The organism is Mesorhizobium sp. WSM3868, assembly GCF_002294785.1.
Classification (GTDB): domain Bacteria; phylum Pseudomonadota; class Alphaproteobacteria; order Rhizobiales; family Rhizobiaceae; genus Mesorhizobium.
Genome location: NZ_NSGB01000014.1, coordinates 11,952 through 29,244, shown reverse-complemented (window position 1 = coordinate 29,244; position 17,293 = coordinate 11,952). Strand labels below are relative to the sequence as shown.

Sequence of the window (17,293 nt, the reverse complement as noted above, 5' to 3'; positions counted from 1 at the left end):
GAGAAGCGGGCGCGCGGGCTTTGCCGAAAGGCAAGGCCTGCGCGTTCGGCCTTTCCGAGTGGTTAAGGGGCTCGCGCGACCGGCCGCCGTGGAGTATCATCAGCGCCACCAGAGATTCCGGCGGGAATGGTCCGCCGCGGGCAATGTCGAGCCATCGCCGCCTACCCGAAGGGGAGTCCATGGTGAACGTTCCTGGGAGTGCTGAAATCCAGCCTGTGGAGCTGCGTGCCGGGACCGCGGCCGACCCGACCGGCATGCCCCGCGGCACCAGCGAAACGGGGCGGAGCCCCGGTGGCCCCGCCGAGTTCGACCAGGTCGGGCCGCGCCTCAAGGCGATGCTGCGGGTCGCCCGCTATCACGGTATCGAACTCGATCCCAACGAATTCAGGGCAGCGAGCGCAGGCCCGTTTCCAAGCGCTACCGACCTGTCGGAATGGGCGCAGAACGGCGGCATGTGGTCCCGGGCAGTGCGTGTTCGCTGGTCACACCTGTTGCGCTTTCAAGATACCGGACCGGTCGTTCTCTTGTTCAGCGACGGCGGCGCCGGTCTCCTCACCGGGGCGAGCGCCGAGCGCAACGTGGTCTTCCTCAAAAGTCCGGAAGCGCCCGACGATGGTCCATCCACCGCTGTCGACGAGTTGCGCCTGTCGCAGGTGTGGACGGGCGAGGCGGTGCTGCTGCGAAACGCGCGATCCTATGTTGCCGCGGATGCGCCTTTCACCCTTCGCTGGATCGCCGAACTGGTGCGGCTCGAAAGCCGGCCGCTTCGCGACGTGGCCATCGCCTCCTTCACACTCAGCGTTCTGACCATTTTGCCGCCGCTCATCGTCATGACGGTGGTCAACAAGGTATTGCAGTTCAACAGTGTCTCGACGCTGATACTCTTGTCGGCCATAGTCGCTGTCGTCTTCGCATACGAGACGCTCCTGGGCCACGCGCGGCGACTGATCATCAACGTCGTCGGAGCCCGCCTGGACACCAAGCTGCAGCTGCACGTTTTCAGCCGGCTGCTGCGCCTGCCGCTCGACTATTTCGAGCGCCATCCCGCTGGCGAGACAATGTACCACCTCGCGCAGGTCTATCGGATCCGGGAGTTTCTGACGGGCAAACTGCTCGGCACGTTCCTGGACCTGATCACCCTCTGCGTGCTGCTGCCGGTGATGTTCTATATCAACGTGACGCTTGCTTGGATCGTCGTTGCCTGCGCAGCGGTGATCATGCTGATCATCCTTGCTTTCCTGAAGCCGCTGCGCCGAAGGTACCAGCGGGTGATCGAGGCCGAGACCTGGAAGTCGGCGGCGTTGGGCGAAACCGTTGTCGGCATAAAGACCGTCAAGGCGCTTGGGCTCGAGCCGCAACGCAAGGCGCTTTGGGACGAGCAGGTGGCGGAGGCGGGAAGCGCGCGTCTCTCCTTCGGGCAGTTCGCCAGCTGGCCGCAGACCCTGGTTACGCCCATTGAACGCGTAATGGTGCTCGGCACCATGCTGATTGGCGCCTATCTCGCGATGAACGACAGTTCCGGCTATATGGTCGGCGGTCTGTTCGCCTTCATGATGATCTCTCAACGCGTCGCGCAACCGCTGGTCGGGTTGGTGCGGCTGATTGAAGACTACGAGGAGGTGGGGGCGGCAATCGGCGAGGCGGCATCCGTCCTTAACCGGCCGTTGGAGACGAGCTCGAACTCCCTCGGTCTGCGGCCAAGGCTCCTCGGCGAAGTTACGTTCAGCGATCTGACCTTCAGCTATATCGGTACCAAGACGCCAGCGCTCGACCGGGTCAGCTTCCACATTCCGGCTGGGACCATGTTCGGCATTGTCGGGCGGAGCGGATCGGGAAAATCGACCATCGCGCGCCTGCTGCAGGGGATCAACCGGGATTACAGCGGGTTCCTGAAGCTGGACGGCGTCGATCTCAAGGAAATCAACCTGCGTCATCTTCGCCAGGGGCTCGGAGTGGTCCTGCAGGACAATTTTCTGTTCCGCGGCTCGATCCGCGACAACATCATCGCCGGGCGCGCAGGCCTGACGCTGTCCGATGCCATGCGTGCCGCGCATCTCGCCGGCGCGGAAGAATTCATCGAACGCATGCCGAACGGATACGACACTTACATCGAGGAAGGTTCGCCCAACCTTTCGGGCGGTCAAAAGCAACGGCTGGCGATCGCGCGCGCCCTCATCCACGATCCGACCATCCTCATTCTCGACGAAGCCACCAGTGCTCTCGACCCGGAAAGCGAAGCGGTCGTCAGTGCCAATCTCATGCGCATCGCCAGCGGCCGCACCATGATCATCGTCTCGCATCGGCTGTCCTCGCTCACCGACTGCGACCAGATCCTGGTTATGGAGCAGGGCAAGGTTCTCGATGTCGCTTCGCACACCGTCCTGCTCGAACGATGCGCGCTCTATCGTCAGCTGTGGTCGCAGCAGAACCGACATTTGGATAACCGCGGCGGGCGGCCCGCGGCCGTACCGTCGCGATTGGTTTGATGATGCCGTGCCGCAGCGGGATCGAGATTGAAATGGTGGTTCTCGCCAAAGATGAGTTGGATACGAGGTCCGGTAAGCCATGAGTAGCACCTCGCTCACCGTCCGCCAGGCTCGCTGGGGCCGAGCGAAAACGAACGATCCGACGACGCCGGCCATACTCGAGTTCCAGTGGCCGTCGACAGCAGTCTCGAATGCGCCGATTCCTCGGGCGGCGCGCGGCATCGTATGGATGATTTCGAGCCTCGTGATCGTCTTGATCACCGTGGCCGGACTGATACCGGTCGACCAGGTCGTGACGACGAGGGGGCTCGTGGTTTCACAATCGCCCAACATCATCGTGCAGCCGCTGGAGACGGCGATCGTCCGCTCGATCGAAGTGCGCGAGGGACAGCATGTGCAAGCCGGCCAATTGCTTGCACGTCTCGATTCGACCTTCGCCTCGGCAGACCTGCAGGCCTTGGCCATGCAGGTCTCTACGCTTGAGGCCGAAGTGGCACGGTTGAAGGCGGAGGCCGACGGCAAGGAGTTCAACTATGACGGCCTCGACCCCAGCTGGACCCTGCAGGCCTCGATCTTCGAGCGCCGCAAGGCGGTCTACGAGGCTAAGCTGGAGAATTTCGATCGGCAAAGCGATGAACTCACTTCCGTGATCTCGCGCGCGCAATCTGATGCCGCTGGCTACCGGCAGCGGCTCTCCGTCGCGGCATCGATAGAACAGATGCGCAAGCAGCTGGAAGAAAGGCAAGTCGGGAGCCGCCTCAATACCCTGCTGGCCGAGGACAATTCGGCCGAAATGTCGCGCGCGCTCGGCAACGCCGTGCAGACGGCGGAAGCTGCCAGGCGCCAGCAGGCTGCGGTGGCCGCCGACCGCGCCGGCTACATTCAAGGCTGGCGCGCGGAAGTCTCGCAAGGTTTGTCGGAGGCGAGCTCTCGCATGTCCGACGCTCGCGAGCTCTTCAACAAGGCAAAGCTGCGCAAGCAACTGGTCGAGCTGAAAAGCGAAGGAGATGCCATTGTCCAGTCCGTGGCAAAAGTGTCGGTCGGCTCGGTCCTACAGTCGGGCGAGCGCCTGATCACGCTGGTGCCCGCCAAGGCGCCGCTCGAGATCGAGACAAATGTCGTCGGCCGAAGCAGTGGCTTCGTCCACGTCGGCGATCCCGTCGTCATCAAGTTCGACACCTTCCCCTATTCGCAATACGGCCTCGCTCACGGCACCGTGCGCACGCTCAGTCCGGATTCCTTCTCCGCTCAGGAGAAAGCCCGCGATCCAGACAGTTCGCTGGCAATGCTGCCCTCGAACACAGAACCGTTCTATCGGACGCGCATTTCCATCGATCAGGTCGCGCTGCATGACGTACCCGCCGGGTTTGCCCTCACCCCCGGCATGCCGGTGACCGCCGACGTTCAGGTCGGCCGGCGCACGGTGCTCAAATATATTCTTGGGGTGATGCTCCCGATCGGTCAGGAAGCGATGCGCGAGCCGTAGTCCGCAGCTCGACAGGAACCGGAGCAGTCAAAGGCTGGCCTCGATGACAATTCTGGATCGCCTGACTGGTTTGGCTAGCCCGTCCCTAGCATTGCGCCGGGCGATCCAGCTTTCTGAAAATGGCAAGCCCACGGAGGCCTTTCCGCTCTTCGCGGCGGCTGCGCGTGCGGGCATCGGCCAGGCCGAGTATCGGGTCGCGCGTTGCTATCTCGAAGGTTCCGGCGTGCCGCCGAGCCGGGCAGAGGGGACGCGCTGGCTGCGGCGAGCAGCGGATCACGGGAGCGCTGATGCGCAGGCGCTCCTCGCCGCGCTCTACGTGACCGGGATGGCGGCAGCCGAAGCTGACAAGGGCTCCGAATCGGAACGGTTGTTCGTGGAGGACACCACGAGCGAGCCAGACTTTGCGTCAGCGCTCGATCTTGCCACGAAGGCGGCCGAGGCGGGCTCCGCCACCGGCCAGGCACTCCTCGGCTACATCCTGACCAGCGGTCCCGAACCAATGCGCGATGCGGATGCTGCCTACAGGTGGTACGAGCGGTCGGCCGCGGCCGGCTGCGCCGAAGGAAGCCTTGGTTTTGCCCTGTCGCTGGCACGGCGGGGTTTGTCGGCAGACCGGTCCAGGATTGCCGATGAGGTCCGGCGGGCGGCGGACGCTGGCTTGCCGACGGCAATCTATCTTCTCGCGATCCTGACCGAACACGGCCGCGGCGTCGCAGGCGACATTGCGGGTGCGGCGCGATTATACCAGTCAGCTGCGGAGAAAGGGCTTCCTGCGGCCCAATTCCGATTGGGTCTGGCGCTTATCGACGGAAGCCTCGGCGATCAGGATCCTGTGACCGGAGAGGCCTGGATACGGCGTGCGGCATTGGCGGGCAACGTCGAGGCGGCGAATCTTCTCGGGGATCGTAACGTGAAGAGCCGGCCGCCGGACTTTTCAGAGGCGGCAATTTGGTATCGTCGTGCGGCCGAGGGGGGTCACCAGGCCGCCGCTCGCGCGCTGGCCTCTCTCTACCTGACGGGAAACGGTGTCGCCAGGGACGAGCAAGAGGGGGCGCATTGGCTGCGCACCGCCGCAAGCAGCGGGAACCGGGCAGCGCAAGTCGATCTGGCCAATCTTGTTCTTCAGGGAGCCGGCGAGCCGGACGACATCACGAGCGTAGCGGGGTGGTTCGAGGCGGCCGCATTATCGGGCGACCTTATCGCCGCCTTCAATCTCGGGCTGTGTTTCGCCAAAGGCGTCGGCGTGCACCAGGATGAAACTCGCGCCGCGCAATGGCTGAGGCGCGCGGCTGAAGGCGTGGCTGAGGCTCAGTACATGTATGCGCGCATTCTCAGGGACGGGCGCGGCGTGGCTGCCGACGCGCAACAGGCTCGTGCCTGGTTTGCCCAAGCGGCCGAAGGCGGCATGCTCGATGCGCAAGTGGCACTTGCTGAGATGCTGCTCAATGGGAGCGGAGGCAAACGCTCTCCCGAAGCCGCAATACAGCTGTTCCGACGGGCTGCTGCCGACGGCCATGCCGGCGCAATGTTTGCTCTCGGCGCGCTGCAGAGCTCCGGCGAGGGACTGCCGGTCGATCACGTGGCGGCGCAGAAATGGTTTGCGGCCGCGGCCGAGCGTGGGCACGGGCAGGCCCAACTGATGCTCGGCCGATATTTCTCGAAGGGCCTAGCCGGAGAGCACTACCCGGCAGTCGGCCGCCTTTGGCTCGAGCGAGCGGCGGCGCAGGGTCTTGAGGAAGCGGCCGACGAACTTTCCGAATTGGCCGGCTGAGGCATTCATTGCCAAGGCTTAGCACCGGCATCGGCCGCGCCCGACTACTGCGCGCCGGGCGTCCACTCAGGCAGCGGCGCAAGGCTGTGGTTGAACTGTTTCCACCACATGGACTTATCGATCTCGCAGCAGGCGAGAAGCAGGTTATGCGCCTTCTCGAAAGCCTGGGTAGCGATTTCATCAAAGGTCATCTGCGCGTCGTACGGGACTGACACCACCAGTTCCTGACCGGTTTGCGTGCCGCCTTCGTCGACCTGAAGATAAAGCCAAACGACAAAATGCGCGCCCTGGCCACTCGCGTCGGCGTTGCCGATCTTGATACGGTCGATGCCTGCTGCAGTGACTTTCATGCCGAAGTCCTTCATTTTGGGATTCATGGAACTCCAGAAGTTCGCAGCAATGAGAAAGGTTCCGGGACCGCTGTTCCTATGGTGAAGCATTGATAAAGAGGTACCACCTGGCTGCCGGGCGGGACGCAAGCGGCTCACGCGCGCACAAAGCCCTGGTCGCCCGATCGTCGCCGACCCAGCAGCGGTCGTTCGATGATGCGCGTTGCGATGGCCGCTGACGGCGCGATCTAAGACAATCCAGCGTCTTGCCCTGCTGGCGGCGCCGTCTGATGGCGAGCCAGGAACGCGCCTTGCCAGCGAAGTTTCGCGCGTCGCCCCCGTCGACCCATCAACCGCGCTGCGAAGGCTTGTTAGCGGTCATTGCAACGCACAGCGATGGCACGCGTTTTGTTGATGGCAGAGCGGTGACCCTTGTGAGCACCGCTTCATAGGCTGACAAAACGGAGGCGTTAGGTGGCTAAGTTCAAAGAAGCCCTTGAGCGCGGCAAGAAAGCTCCTCGCCATGAAGAGGAGGATGCGAATGCCACGGTGCCGGATTTCGGCACCCAAGCCAGGGCCTGGCTGGACGATGTCGTTGTTGCGTCGTTGGTAGCGGCCAAGGCAGAAGTGTCGGGCGAGATGACGATCGACATAGACACCGCTCCGCGGGGCCGTGACAAAGCGCTGACGCCCTCAGTTCGGTTTCGAATCTACCGAAAGCCGGAAGTGAAAAACACCGCCGGAAGGGTATTCACCGTCAACGTTCACGTCAGTGGGGAGGTTTCGGTTTCTTCACCCGGTATGGTGGCTGAGGATGTTGGAAATATAGGGAACAGGTCCGGCGAGAGGTTTCGCAATTTGGTTGTCAAGCTGATCGAAGACGCTGCTAGGGACTTGAGCTAGCCCGACTGTCATGCTCGATTGGTCGACCCGGCCGAGGAGATCCCACCTCAGCTCGGCCTTCTGGTCGTCAGGCAGAAAATCTTTCACCGTCAAGCGTGACTTCGATAGTGACGCCGGCCGGGTCCCAGTTTCGCTCGACTTGGCCAAGCTGGCTCGCGGCGACGCGGACCAGGCGGCTCCCGAAACCTTCTTCTTCGGTTGCGACGGGAGGTGGTCCTCCAACCTCTCGCCATTGAATAAGCACCTTGCCGTCCCGATTGGCGCAAGCGATCTCTATTGAGCCGGCGGCCGCCGAGAGGCTGCCATGTTTGGCGGCGTTGGTGGCGAATTCGTGCAGCAGGAGGGAAAGTGGCGTGATCATTGCCGCGGGCACGGGAATATCGATGCCGGTGATCGCGAAGCGGGGATGCTCATCGGCCGCATGGCGGTATGGCGCGAGGATCGCGTTCACCAATGTATGCAGGCTCGTGGAGACCTGAGCAGAGCGGCCACCAGACGTGAGCATCGTCAGCGCATGCGCCCGCGCCAAGGCGCCGAGGCGGTCAGACACGATCGAGGCGAGCGCCGCCGGCGTTTCGGCGGCCGAAGCGCTCAGCTTGACGATCGAGCTTGCGATGGCGAAGAGGTTCTTCACACGGTGGTCCATCTCGCGGAGCAGTATCTCCCGCTGCTCTTGCGCGCGCAGCCGCTCGGAGATGCCGCGGGCGATCTTGGAGGCACCGACAATTGCGCCCGACGCGTCCGCGATGGGGGAAACGGTCAAAGAGATGGGAACGATGCTGCCGTCCTTGCGCAGGCGAACGGTCTCGAAATGCTCGACATGCTCTCCATCTCGAATGCGCGCCAGAATATCCCGGTCCTCGTTCCGGCGATCGGGCGGTATCAACAACATGAGCGAACGACCGACAATTTCCGCGCGGGGGTAGCCGTAGAGCCGCTCGGCGCCACGGTTCCAGTCCGTGACGATGCCGTCCGGATCCGTCGCGATGATCGCGTCGTCCGAGGATGCGACAAGCGCGCTCAGCCGCGTCGCAGTGGTTTCCGCCTGGTCCCGTTCGATCGCAAACCCGAGCTGGCGGGCAATGGTCAACGCAAGTTCGCGTTCACGATCGGTGAAGCTATGGGGTGCTGGGTAGTAGACCATGAACTTGCCGATGAGCTCGCGGGAGCTGGCAAGCGGGATAAAGGCGAGCGCTTCGATACCTTCGCCGAGGACCGTTTCGATGAGTTGCTGAGATTCACCGCTGAAACGAATATCCTCGACAAAGATCGGCTCGGCGTCGCGCTGATCGCTTGTCCACGGCGTGTGGCCGTTGACAGCCTTGCGGTATTCTTCAGACAGTGAGCGCCACGCGACGAAGCTCATGACGCCGTGGTTGTCAAATCTCAGGATCGAGGCGCGCGACGAACCGAGGGCGTCGCATATGGCATCGAGGGCCGCATCGTAGATCTCGACGAGGCCATGGGCGCGGTAAAGTCGGTCGGTGAGGCGAAAGAGGACGGTTTGCTCGCGGGCAATATCGCCGTCGGCTTGCTCACGCTGGCCGCGCCCTGTGGCCGTAACACTCATAGCCCCTTGCTGCATCGAGTCCTTGACCCAACCGCTTAACGCAGCACCGCGTCGATCGCTCCCTTCGACCGCCGGGTACGATCCCCGACCATGCCCGACAATATGCGCTTTGCGCGGTTTCGCAATAGGACTTGTCGCGTTGCGGCGCGGCGGCTGGTGTCGCCGACGAGCCGCGAGCGGCGCGCGTCTAGCGGCTTGAGCCAAATGGCAATTCGCGATCCCAAATCAGGTGCCTACCAGGCCGCGCCGTACTCCGACGCTCGCGGCATTTAAAGCTTCCGCGGCCGGCCCAAAACGGAAGCCTCGCGCGCAGACTGGCGCCTCAGCGCCTTTGCTTGGCAATCCTGCCGGCGATCGCCGCGCCCTGGATGCGCGCATTGGCGAAGCAGCCGCGAATGCTCGGCCGCATGCCGGTGAACCAGAGGCCGGGCAGTTTCGGGTCGTTCGCCGGGCCGTTGAACAGCGGCACCCCCTTGGCATCGAGCACCCCGAGCCTGCCCACCATCGCCTCCAGCCCGGTGCGGTAGCCGGTGGCGGCAATGACGATGTCAGGCGCGATCGACTGGCCGCTTTCGAGAACGACGCCGTCGTGCCTGAATTCCTTGACCTGCGGCACGACGATGATGCGGCCGGCCTTGATCGCGTCGACCGCACCGTCATCGGCGGCGATCGCCGTATAGTCCGAGCCGAGGCGGCTGGCGCCGCCCGACGGGGCGGGGGGCAGGCCGTACCTCCCGAGATCGCCGAAGACCAGCCGCTGCGTCGCCGCCATCACCGCATCGGCGAGCCGGGCAGGCAGTCTCGCCATGACGGGCGAGAAACGATGCACGGCGATCTTGCCGATGCGCTTGGGCAGCAGCGACGGCCCGTTGCGCGCCGAGAGCCACATCTGCCCGGTCTCGACCCCGGAAAGATGGTTGAGCGCGTCGAAGCCGGAATTGCCGGCGCCGACCACCAGCACTTTTGTCCCAGCATAGTCGCTCGCCCGGCCGAAATGCGCCGAATGGACGATCTTGCCCGAAAAATCCTTCATGCCTTTCCAGGCCGGGATAAAGGGTTGTCGGTCGCGCCCGGTGGCGATCACCACGTGGCGCGCCGCTCGCGGTCCCGTGCTGGTCTTCAGCAGCCAGTGATCGCCGCGGAAATCGATTTCCTCGACGACGACGCCGAAGGCGATCGGCAGCCGGTGCGTCTGGGCGAAGTCGTTGAACAGGCGGATCACCGCGCTGCGGTGCGGAAAGGCGGGCGTGCCTTGCGGAAATGAAACGCCGGGCAGCGTTGAGAGGTCGCGATGCGTGTTGAGATGCAGGTTCTCATGGCGGTGGTGCCAGGGCTCGGCCAGCCGCCCCTCGCGCTCGAGGATCTCGGTGGCGATCCCGGCTTCGATCAGGGCGTAGGCCGCCGCCAATCCGGCCGCGCCGGCACCGATCACGATCGCGCCTTCGAGGATCGCCGGCTCGCCGGTCCAATCCGACGAGATTTCCGCTTCCATGCCCATTCTTGTCTTTATCGTCGTCATGGCTCTCACGTGCCACGGCCATGTATCCGACATATGCCGCTGACGAGGCAATGGGAATAGGCCGTGGTTGCAAAGAGCCCGGCATTGTGTCGCGGATAGGGAGATTATCCGTTGGCGGGGTCGGCGTGGCGATGCACCAGCTTGAAGGCGCCGTCCTCCAGCCGGAACACTTCCGTCACCCGCAAGGTCATCTCGGCCGGCTGTCCGTTCTTGCCCATGCGCGCCTTCGCATGCTGCAGTCCAGTCCAGAAGGCGAGATCGCCGCTCGCGGAGGCCTGCAGCACCTCGATGTCGGTGCTGCCGCCTTGGTGGAAGCTGGCGGCGTCGCGCTCGTATCGGCCGGCAACGGCATCGGCGCCTTTGAGATGGTCGCCGCGCGGCGAAAAGAAGGTGGCCGGCTCGCTATGCGTCACGATTGCCTTCAACGACGTAGCATTGCCGTTGACATAATCCTCGGCGATCTTCTCACGCTGCTTCATGAAGGCGTCGAAGGACGAGCCGCCCGGCCGCACGGTTCTGATCCACGTCTCCAGCGCCTCGATGAAATCTTTCAGGAGGGCGGCCGTGTCGCTGTTCTTAACCGCGCCGCTGTCGTCGAGCAGCTCGGCGACATTTCCGATATAGGCCTCCGGCTGCTGCATCACCGGCATGTCGAGGAAGACGAAGGTCTGCCTGAGTGCCTGGTTGGAACCGAAGGCGCCGATCTTGCCCGGGCTGACGCTGACGACGCCGGCGGGCAGGCCTTTGAAGACGCTCTTGCCAGAGGGGCGTGAGCCGACGTCGAGGGCGTTCTTCAGGCAGCCCGGGATCGAACGGTTGTATTCCGGCGTGACGAACAGCACCGCGTCGCATTCCCCGATGGCGGCGCGGAACGCCGACCAGGCGGCAGGCGGCGTCTCGCCGTCGAGATCCTGATTATACAAAGGCAGCTCGCCGATCTCGATGAAGCGGCAGCGCAACGAATCCGGTGCGCGGGCCGCCAGCGCCTTGGCGATCTTGCGGCTGTAGGATTGGGCCCGCAGACTGCCGACAAGCAGGGCCAGCTGCAGGACGGGATGTTCGGTTGTCATAGTCATGGCGGACTGTCCAGGCTTGTTGACGGGGATCGCGACGCAAGGCGCGCAGGGCGACGGCCCGCGACTTTGGACCTTTGGTCGTAGCGGCTGTGCTGGTCGCCTCTCTTTTCGGTTAATGTCCGGGCTAGCGCGAGGTTCCGCCCTCCGCTGGCCGAGCCCTGGCTGCGTATGGCCTTGCCGCCGGCGCCGTTGCACAGTATTGACGGGCTGGTGCGCGGTCGAGGGTTCCGGCCTTTTGGGCGCGCGGCTAAATGATTGCCCGGTCTTCGGGCGGCAAAGAGGTGGCCATGTCCGCGCGCATTTTCAGCCCAGCCAAAACCGCGATGCAGTCCGGCAAGGCCAAGACCGGCCACTGGGTGCTGGAATTCGATCCAGCCCAGCGCAAGAAGATCGACCCGCTGATGGGTTACACCTCGTCCGGCGATATGCTGAGCCAGGTGCGGCTCACCTTCGATACCAGGGAAGAGGCGGTCGCCTATGCCGAGAAGCAGGGCATTGCCTATCGTGTCGAGGAGCCGAAGGAGCCGAAGCGCCGGCAGATTTCCTATTCGGACAATTTCCGCTATGACCGCAGGACGCCCTGGACCCATTGACCAATCCGAGCAAAAGTGCACAGCGGTTTTCCGTCCGGAATTGCGTAACAAAATCGGAGCGGATCATCCTTTTAGATCGATCCGCATAGTCGCATCAGCCGGCTCCGGCCGGCCAGCGGTCCCGTAGCTCAGCTGGATAGAGCACCGGCCTTCTAAGCCGATGGTCGCAGGTTCGAATCCTGCCGGGATCGCCATTAATTTCAACCACTTAGCACTTCCTGGCTAAAAGGTTCCAACTCGAAAAAAGAACCGATTTCCAACTTTCAATCCGTTTCGCGGTTGCGGCCGAGGCGGCGGCGAGTTCGCGCTGAGTGCCTCCTTCGACACCCACCGAACGGTCGATGATGGCATGAAAGCGATCGTTCCCGAGGTGATCGCCCGCCGATGACCTGAATGTCTGATCCAAGTGGAAACACGGCGCCTTGACGAATTTGGATGCTTGAAGACGCGCGCGGTGCCCAGTATATCCGCGCCGAAGGGCAGACGGACTTAGAGTGTTACAGGAAAGTTATCTCGAATTTGTATTGCGCTGGCATCTGTATCGCAGATGGCATCGTCCGCCGCGTCCGAAGAGGCAGGCTGAGTTCGACTTTCATCAGCTGATGAAATCCCTTCCGCGCCATGGCCTTTTCATCGACCTCGGGGCCAATGTAGGCGACGTTACCCGGCACGCTCTCAGCTACGGCATGAAGGTAATCGCCTTTGAGCCGGACCCTAGGGCTCTCAAGATCTTGAAGGGCCGGTTCGGCAATGACGAGCGGGTAACGATCATTCCAAAAGCGGTAGGCGGCTCCGCGAGGACGGCAATCCTTAATCAGAGGCCCGACACGAAAAATGTTCGGATGACCGAGTGGTCATCTCTTTTCGAGGTGCCCGAGCACGCGAACGGCCCCGCCGTTGAAGTCGAGGTGATCGATCTCGTGCAGTTTCTGAGAGGGATCGAGGAACCGATTGCCGTTATTAAGATGGACATTGAGGGTGCGGAAGCGGAATGCATCGAGTCCATGCTCGATGACGGCATCTATCGGTCCATCGGTCATGTTCTGGTGGAGACGCACGAAAGGCTTTCGCTGGATTTGGCCAATCGGATCGCCGTGCTTCGCGACCGCATCAGTAGAGACGGGATTACCAATATAGACTTGGGCTGGGGCTGATCTCAGGCTGAGAATCACGAGAGCTATGGCTGGCTCATTTACTGCTAAATCGCAGAAGGGCTGCGGGGAGCTCTGCATATGTCTATCTTTTCCAAATGGTTGCGGGATGCCAGCTCTAAACTTCCGGAGAATGTTGCTATCGGCCGCCACACTTACGGCGTGACGTGGCGAAAGGTTCTGTTCCCATCGAAGGAATCACCTTTGCAAGTAGGGGCCTTCTGCTCGATCGCGGGTGACGTGCTTTTCATGTGCTCCGGTCAGCATTCGACCGGCAGCGCCACCTCATTTCCAATCCACAGCCGGATACTGAACCAACCGGAGCCGATCGGAAATGGCGGCAAACCAGGCGGCATCACGATCGGCAACGACGTCTGGATCGGCCACGGCGCCATAATTTTACCAGGAGTTGAGGTCGGCGATGGCGCGGTGGTAGGCGCCGGGGCGGTGGTCACTAGGGCCGTGCCGACCTATGCGATCGTAGGCGGGTCTCCGGCCCGGCTCATCAGATATCGCTTTTCGCAAGACGTCATCTCGAAGCTGCTGGCAATCCGGTGGTGGGAGTGGGAGGACGATAAAATAAAAAGAGAGGCGGGCGCCCTCACTGGTCCCATCGAAACTTTCATCGAGAAGCATTTTGTGACAGGCACCAGGCCTAAATAGGCCTACAAACGGTTCAAATGACCAATTCGTGTTTTTTTCTGGCGGCAGATGCCAAGTACTTTCCGTATGCATGCCTAGCAGCGCGCAGAATTCTCGACGTTTCGCGCAAAACGACGCCTGGTTTCATCATGCATCTCGGGGCAAATGAGGACGATGTCGGCATTGCGTATCGGTTGCTGAAAGACCGTGTCCGGATCGTGGACGTGACGAACTTCATGGCTGACTCGGGCTACCGTTTTCGGCCGGGGAGCGTCGCCACCTTCATCCGCCTGTTCGCCGACCGGTTCAGCGAATTCGCGATATACGATCGCATCGCACATATCGACTGCGACGTTCTGTTCAACCGCGACATTGCCGATCTGGTGGACCAGCCTATCCACGCGCACCTGCTAGCGGCCCACGACGACTACATGTACTTCCGCCCGGGTTACCGAGACGAGATGTCGATGCAACCGGGCGCGCCCTATTTCAATGCCGGCATTATCGTCTTCAACATGCGGCCGGTGCGAGAGGAAGACCTGTTGAAGCAGGCCCGAAAGCTCGCCGTTGACGGACAAATGAACGACCAGAACGCGCTCAATGTCGCCTTCGAGGGCAAATGGCAGACGATGCACCCGAACTGGAATCTGATGTCGAACGGGGCCCGGGATTATCGGTTTTCTCAGGCCTATGCACGGCATTTCGCGGGCGGCAAGCCTTGGGGCAGCCAGATTGGAGTCGAGCTTGAAGCCCTCAAGATCTGGCGCGATCTGGCAGAGGATACGCCTTGGAATAAGCCCTTCCGGCAGCGGCTGCCGTTCGAGCGCGGGATAACGAAACGCTTCCTCCGCCGCTTCGATGCCGTCGGCGGTCTCTTCGGTAACGACGTGCATCGCCGCCGCGCGCGTTACGACGCGGCGAAAATGCACCGGATCTACGCAAGGCAAGCGGAAGAGGGCGCGATGGCCGTACAATTCCCGGAGGTGCTCGGCGGGTTTGGCTGATCTTCTTTCCAAATCGGCCGCATCCTGTGGATATTAGCCGCCCGTTCACCATGACACTCTCTTTGCATTGAGCGCCGGCGGCCGGCTCGTTGAAATGGCACGGCCTGAACAACAGGCGCCCCGAAAGTCCAGCGGCCGGCGTTTTCATGTAGCCCCGTCAGGATGTCCGCAAGGGCGTGCTGAAGAGTATGCGTCGGTCGCTGCTCTCACTCGCCGGGATGCCGCAACCGATACCGCACAAAATCAAGCCCGCCCCGGCGATGGGAAGCCGGAACGGGCTCGGCTTGGGTCTGGAACCCTGTAGTCAGGAGACTACGGGGAAGTAACAGGTCGGCGGCTGCAATGTTCCGAATTTTCTGGCTTACGGGCTGCCGGGAGCAAGTCCTTGGCGGTAATTCGACACGATCCGGGTGGCGGATTTTTCCGCACGGGATCGCGACACGCTTCAGGCCAGCAGGCCGGCGGCCTTCGCTGCCTTGCGCAGTGTTTTGCGGGCTTCGGTAGGACTTCTCAAGCCGTCGAGCGCGTCGCGGCAGACGCGGCTTGCCGACCGCCAGGCGCGGTCGCGCGCCCGCCTTGGCCAGCGCAGGTCGAGGCACTCGACTGCCTCGAAGCAGCTTGAGACCTTGCGATGTCCGCTTGGTTCGAAATCGATCACGACCGGCTCGGAAAACCAGACGTCGTTCATCACATGCTCCGTTCGTATGTTGGTCTTTTGATAAGCAACGGCGCCGGCAGGCGCCTGTTGGGATGCGGGCCCGGGATGATCGGCGGACCCGCGCATTAACCAAAAACTGCCGATAATGTTCCGGAGAATTTTAGAGATCAGCGATGGGCGGCCGGAGTTGGCTCACGCAGCGGATTCGTTGCGCCGGCGCGCCGCGCAAAAATATGTGCCGACAGGCGGATGAACGCGGGAAGCCTTCTATGGTGATTGCCGCGCCCGCACCCACCATTACCGTCGCCACGCTGATGGGGACCGCTTTCGGGCTCTATTGGGAGGTTGGGCGCAGCCAGTTTTACATCGAACCGGACAGCAAGCAGCGGTTTCGGCCGGCGCGGAAGCGTCCGGTCAATTCGCGCGTCGTGTCGCTCTTCTACAGAAGACAGGATGCCGCCTTGGGACTATTCGACCAGCACATGCGCTTCGCGGGCAGCGCTGATGAAGGCTTCCCTGGCATTGTCGGCCGGAACGTCGCCGCTCATAGCCCGGCGGCAGGCGCGCAGCGCCGCGCCATGCTGCACGCTGCCGGCGTCGCGCCATTGGCCCGTCAGCAGTTCCACAGCCTGCTGGGCGTTGGAAATGTGTCGGATCGAGCCTGCCACGCCGACGGCGACTTCGACCGGCCTGGAAAACCATCCCTGGATCATCGCGAAACCCCTAATGCGTTGTGAGCGGATGATAAACGCGCCACCGCGCGGCAAGTTTCATCCCGATATTTCAACAGGATGTGAGCAGCGCGCCGGTAACGGGCGTGGCTGCCGCCTATCTTCCGAGCGGCTTGCGGGACAGTTCGATGAGTTCCGTCTCATCGGTGATCCCGGCCATGTAATTGGCGATGATGCGGGAGGCGCGCGCCTCCTTCTGCTCTTCGGTTTCTCCATCGATGCGGCCGCTCTCGAAGACACGCCCCAACAGCGCCGTCTCGGCGGGCGTGAATGTGTTTCGCGACATATTGGACACGGGCTTCTTCCTCCAGCTCATGTCCCCCTTGCTCCCCGGCTAAACATTAGCACGGGTTCGGAAACGAGAGTGAGTCCTCAAGGAAACGGCGACAACGCGAGTACTTTTCGCGGCGCCCGGCCGGTCTGGTTTTCGTCTCGTTGTCTGCCCGACGGCATGCCGGAGATGGGGCGAGCTTCGCTATCTTGCTGAAAGGACGAAGCGCTGATACTCATTAGCGGCGCGGAATTATTCCGAGTCTGCGCCAACTTGCGTCGCGCAACAACGCGGCGCAGGCTGTCCGAGACCAAGATCCCGACGTGGTGGCAACCGGGTTACGGAGGGTATTGGTCGAACAAAGAAGCAGGGCAGGTTCCGACTGCGTGTCGGAGCAGGCCCATCAAATGCTCTGGAATTCCGAAGCCATTGCCCCCGTGGCCTCGGAAGAGCATGAACATGGGGAAACCGATGGTGACCAAGAAACTTACCGCCAACGCAGAAAGCGCGGCAGCCTTTCTTGCGGTGATGGGCAACGAGAAGCGTTTGCTCATCATGAACTACCTGGCCGAGGGCGAATTGTCTGTCGGCGCGCTCGCCGACAAGGTCGAACTCAGCCAGTCCGCACTCTCCCAGCATCTGGCCAAACTGCGCAGGTTTGGCCTGGTCGACACCCGCCGCGACCGCCAGATGGTCTATTATTCCTGCAAGTCGTCCGCAGCGCGTGAGCTCCTCGTTCTGCTCGACGGGCTGCTGACCATGGACAGGCCGCTCGCCGGCCCGGCCCGGCAGGCTCTTGTCGAAAGAATGCGGCCGCCGCAGGCCGCCTGAACGGCTCCGACGCAGGCGAGGGCGAGCAGCCTTCGCCTGCACGGCGCGCCCTCTGAAGGCGCGATGCAAACAAGATGGCAATGCGCCGGCCGGGCATACCTGCCCTGGCCGCACTTTATCATCACTTCATTCGCCGGGACGCGATCCTGGCCAGAATGCTGCTGCCGGAGAAACCGGTAGCGGCCGGATTTCGTCATGTCGTCACGGGCTGGCCGCCGTCGTCGCCGATCCGGCCCGACTTCTCGCAGTCCTCCCATCACTTTTGATTGAAG

At 62.6% G+C, this 17,293-nt stretch carries 16 protein-coding genes, 1 tRNA gene and 1 pseudogene; 11 read left to right on the top strand and 7 right to left on the bottom strand.

Annotated features, from left to right (window positions below):
- Positions 1–20 precede the first annotated feature (20 nt).
- The 3 genes from CK221_RS21005 to CK221_RS20995 all read left to right on the top strand — a co-directional run bounded on the left by CK221_RS21005 (position 21) and on the right by CK221_RS20995 (position 5,743).
- Entirely contained in the window at positions 21–2,486 is a 2,466-nt protein-coding gene (locus CK221_RS21005) for a peptidase domain-containing ABC transporter (RefSeq protein ID WP_245430693.1), read from the top strand.
- A 79-nt stretch (positions 2,487–2,565) separates the two neighbouring features.
- The gene (locus tag CK221_RS21000) at positions 2,566–3,972 is read left to right on the top strand and encodes an HlyD family type I secretion periplasmic adaptor subunit (RefSeq protein ID WP_095779115.1); all 1,407 of its coding nucleotides are present in this window, start codon (positions 2,566–2,568) and stop codon (positions 3,970–3,972) included.
- 43 nt (positions 3,973–4,015) lie between these two features.
- A complete protein-coding gene (locus CK221_RS20995) occupies positions 4,016–5,743 on the top strand; it encodes an SEL1-like repeat protein (RefSeq protein WP_095779114.1) in 1,728 nt (575 codons plus the stop codon).
- 44 nt (positions 5,744–5,787) lie between these two features.
- Here the strand turns inward: CK221_RS20995 and CK221_RS20990 are convergent, their stop codons facing one another.
- Positions 5,788–6,108, bottom strand: a complete 321-nt coding sequence (locus CK221_RS20990; RefSeq protein WP_143749080.1) for a hypothetical protein — start codon at positions 6,106–6,108, stop codon at positions 5,788–5,790.
- Positions 6,109–6,546: 438 nt separating this feature from the next.
- Here CK221_RS20990 and CK221_RS20985 point away from each other — a divergent pair, with 438 nt between their 5' ends.
- Entirely contained in the window at positions 6,547–6,975 is a 429-nt protein-coding gene (locus CK221_RS20985) for a hypothetical protein (RefSeq protein WP_066999225.1), read from the top strand.
- A gap of 67 nt (positions 6,976–7,042) precedes the next feature.
- On the opposite strand, the gene CK221_RS20980 is transcribed toward CK221_RS20985, so the two are convergent.
- The 3 genes from CK221_RS20980 to CK221_RS20970 form a co-directional block, all read right to left on the bottom strand.
- Positions 7,043–8,545: a PAS domain S-box protein gene (locus tag CK221_RS20980; RefSeq protein WP_179295177.1), complete on the bottom strand. Its 1,503-nt coding sequence runs from the start codon at positions 8,543–8,545 to the stop codon at positions 7,043–7,045.
- Between the two features lie 322 nt (positions 8,546–8,867).
- Complete coding sequence (locus CK221_RS20975; RefSeq protein ID WP_066999231.1) at positions 8,868–10,037, bottom strand: NAD(P)/FAD-dependent oxidoreductase; 1,170 nt, start codon at positions 10,035–10,037, stop codon at positions 8,868–8,870.
- A 131-nt stretch (positions 10,038–10,168) separates the two neighbouring features.
- A complete protein-coding gene (locus tag CK221_RS20970; RefSeq protein ID WP_143749079.1) occupies positions 10,169–11,140 on the bottom strand; it encodes an NAD(P)H-dependent oxidoreductase in 972 nt (323 codons plus the stop codon).
- Between the two features lie 287 nt (positions 11,141–11,427).
- On the opposite strand from CK221_RS20970, the gene CK221_RS20965 reads away from it, so the two are divergent.
- The 5 genes and pseudogenes from CK221_RS20965 to CK221_RS20945 all read left to right on the top strand — a co-directional run bounded on the left by CK221_RS20965 (position 11,428) and on the right by CK221_RS20945 (position 14,530).
- Positions 11,428–11,733: an ETC complex I subunit gene (locus tag CK221_RS20965; protein ID WP_066999298.1), complete on the top strand. Its 306-nt coding sequence runs from the start codon at positions 11,428–11,430 to the stop codon at positions 11,731–11,733.
- 117 nt (positions 11,734–11,850) lie between these two features.
- Positions 11,851–11,927, top strand: a tRNA-Arg gene (locus CK221_RS20960).
- Between the two features lie 330 nt (positions 11,928–12,257).
- The gene (locus CK221_RS20955) at positions 12,258–12,887 is read left to right on the top strand and encodes an FkbM family methyltransferase (protein WP_143749078.1); all 630 of its coding nucleotides are present in this window, start codon (positions 12,258–12,260) and stop codon (positions 12,885–12,887) included.
- A gap of 330 nt (positions 12,888–13,217) precedes the next feature.
- Positions 13,218–13,469 (top strand): annotated as a pseudogene (locus CK221_RS31265) (DapH/DapD/GlmU-related protein); the annotation flags it as partial.
- Positions 13,470–13,564: 95 nt separating this feature from the next.
- Complete coding sequence (locus tag CK221_RS20945; RefSeq protein WP_095779110.1) at positions 13,565–14,530, top strand: glycosyltransferase; 966 nt, start codon at positions 13,565–13,567, stop codon at positions 14,528–14,530.
- A gap of 445 nt (positions 14,531–14,975) precedes the next feature.
- Here CK221_RS20945 and CK221_RS20940 read toward each other — a convergent pair whose 3' ends face one another.
- The 3 genes from CK221_RS20940 to CK221_RS20930 all read right to left on the bottom strand — a co-directional run bounded on the left by CK221_RS20940 (position 14,976) and on the right by CK221_RS20930 (position 16,235).
- Complete coding sequence (locus tag CK221_RS20940) at positions 14,976–15,218, bottom strand: DUF982 domain-containing protein (protein WP_066999301.1); 243 nt, start codon at positions 15,216–15,218, stop codon at positions 14,976–14,978.
- A gap of 437 nt (positions 15,219–15,655) precedes the next feature.
- Positions 15,656–15,901: a DUF982 domain-containing protein gene (locus CK221_RS20935; protein WP_066999246.1), complete on the bottom strand. Its 246-nt coding sequence runs from the start codon at positions 15,899–15,901 to the stop codon at positions 15,656–15,658.
- 115 nt (positions 15,902–16,016) lie between these two features.
- Positions 16,017–16,235 carry a hypothetical protein gene (locus tag CK221_RS20930; protein WP_245299680.1) on the bottom strand — a complete coding sequence of 73 codons (219 nt, stop codon included), beginning with the start codon at positions 16,233–16,235 and terminating at the stop codon, positions 16,017–16,019.
- A 426-nt stretch (positions 16,236–16,661) separates the two neighbouring features.
- Between CK221_RS20930 and CK221_RS20925 the strand changes: the two genes are divergently transcribed.
- Together CK221_RS20925 and CK221_RS29895 are read left to right on the top strand one after the other, a co-directional pair.
- Positions 16,662–17,021: a metalloregulator ArsR/SmtB family transcription factor gene (locus CK221_RS20925; RefSeq protein ID WP_066999308.1), complete on the top strand. Its 360-nt coding sequence runs from the start codon at positions 16,662–16,664 to the stop codon at positions 17,019–17,021.
- 74 nt (positions 17,022–17,095) lie between these two features.
- Complete coding sequence (locus tag CK221_RS29895) at positions 17,096–17,287, top strand: hypothetical protein (RefSeq protein ID WP_095784323.1); 192 nt, start codon at positions 17,096–17,098, stop codon at positions 17,285–17,287.
- Positions 17,288–17,293 lie beyond the last annotated feature (6 nt).

Bases quoted from the DNA above. Each gene is read 5' to 3' on its own strand.
- CK221_RS21000 (WP_095779115.1), top strand. From the start codon at position 2,566: ATGAGTAGCACCTCGCTCACCGTCCGCCAGGCTCGCTGGGGCCGAGCG.
- CK221_RS20940 (WP_066999301.1), bottom strand. From the start codon at position 15,218: ATGAACGACGTCTGGTTTTCCGAGCCGGTCGTGATCGATTTCGAACCA.
- CK221_RS20970 (WP_143749079.1), bottom strand. From the start codon at position 11,140: ATGACTATGACAACCGAACATCCCGTCCTGCAGCTGGCCCTGCTTGTC.
- CK221_RS29895 (WP_095784323.1), top strand. From the start codon at position 17,096: ATGGCAATGCGCCGGCCGGGCATACCTGCCCTGGCCGCACTTTATCAT.
- CK221_RS20975 (WP_066999231.1), bottom strand. From the start codon at position 10,037: ATGGAAGCGGAAATCTCGTCGGATTGGACCGGCGAGCCGGCGATCCTC.
- CK221_RS20945 (WP_095779110.1), top strand. From the start codon at position 13,565: ATGACCAATTCGTGTTTTTTTCTGGCGGCAGATGCCAAGTACTTTCCG.
- CK221_RS20990 (WP_143749080.1), bottom strand. From the start codon at position 6,108: ATGAAGGACTTCGGCATGAAAGTCACTGCAGCAGGCATCGACCGTATC.
- CK221_RS20925 (WP_066999308.1), top strand. From the start codon at position 16,662: ATGGTGACCAAGAAACTTACCGCCAACGCAGAAAGCGCGGCAGCCTTT.
- CK221_RS20965 (WP_066999298.1), top strand. From the start codon at position 11,428: ATGTCCGCGCGCATTTTCAGCCCAGCCAAAACCGCGATGCAGTCCGGC.
- CK221_RS20930 (WP_245299680.1), bottom strand. From the start codon at position 16,235: ATGAGCTGGAGGAAGAAGCCCGTGTCCAATATGTCGCGAAACACATTC.
- CK221_RS20935 (WP_066999246.1), bottom strand. From the start codon at position 15,901: ATGATCCAGGGATGGTTTTCCAGGCCGGTCGAAGTCGCCGTCGGCGTG.
- CK221_RS20995 (WP_095779114.1), top strand. From the start codon at position 4,016: ATGACAATTCTGGATCGCCTGACTGGTTTGGCTAGCCCGTCCCTAGCA.
- CK221_RS20980 (WP_179295177.1), bottom strand. From the start codon at position 8,545: ATGAGTGTTACGGCCACAGGGCGCGGCCAGCGTGAGCAAGCCGACGGC.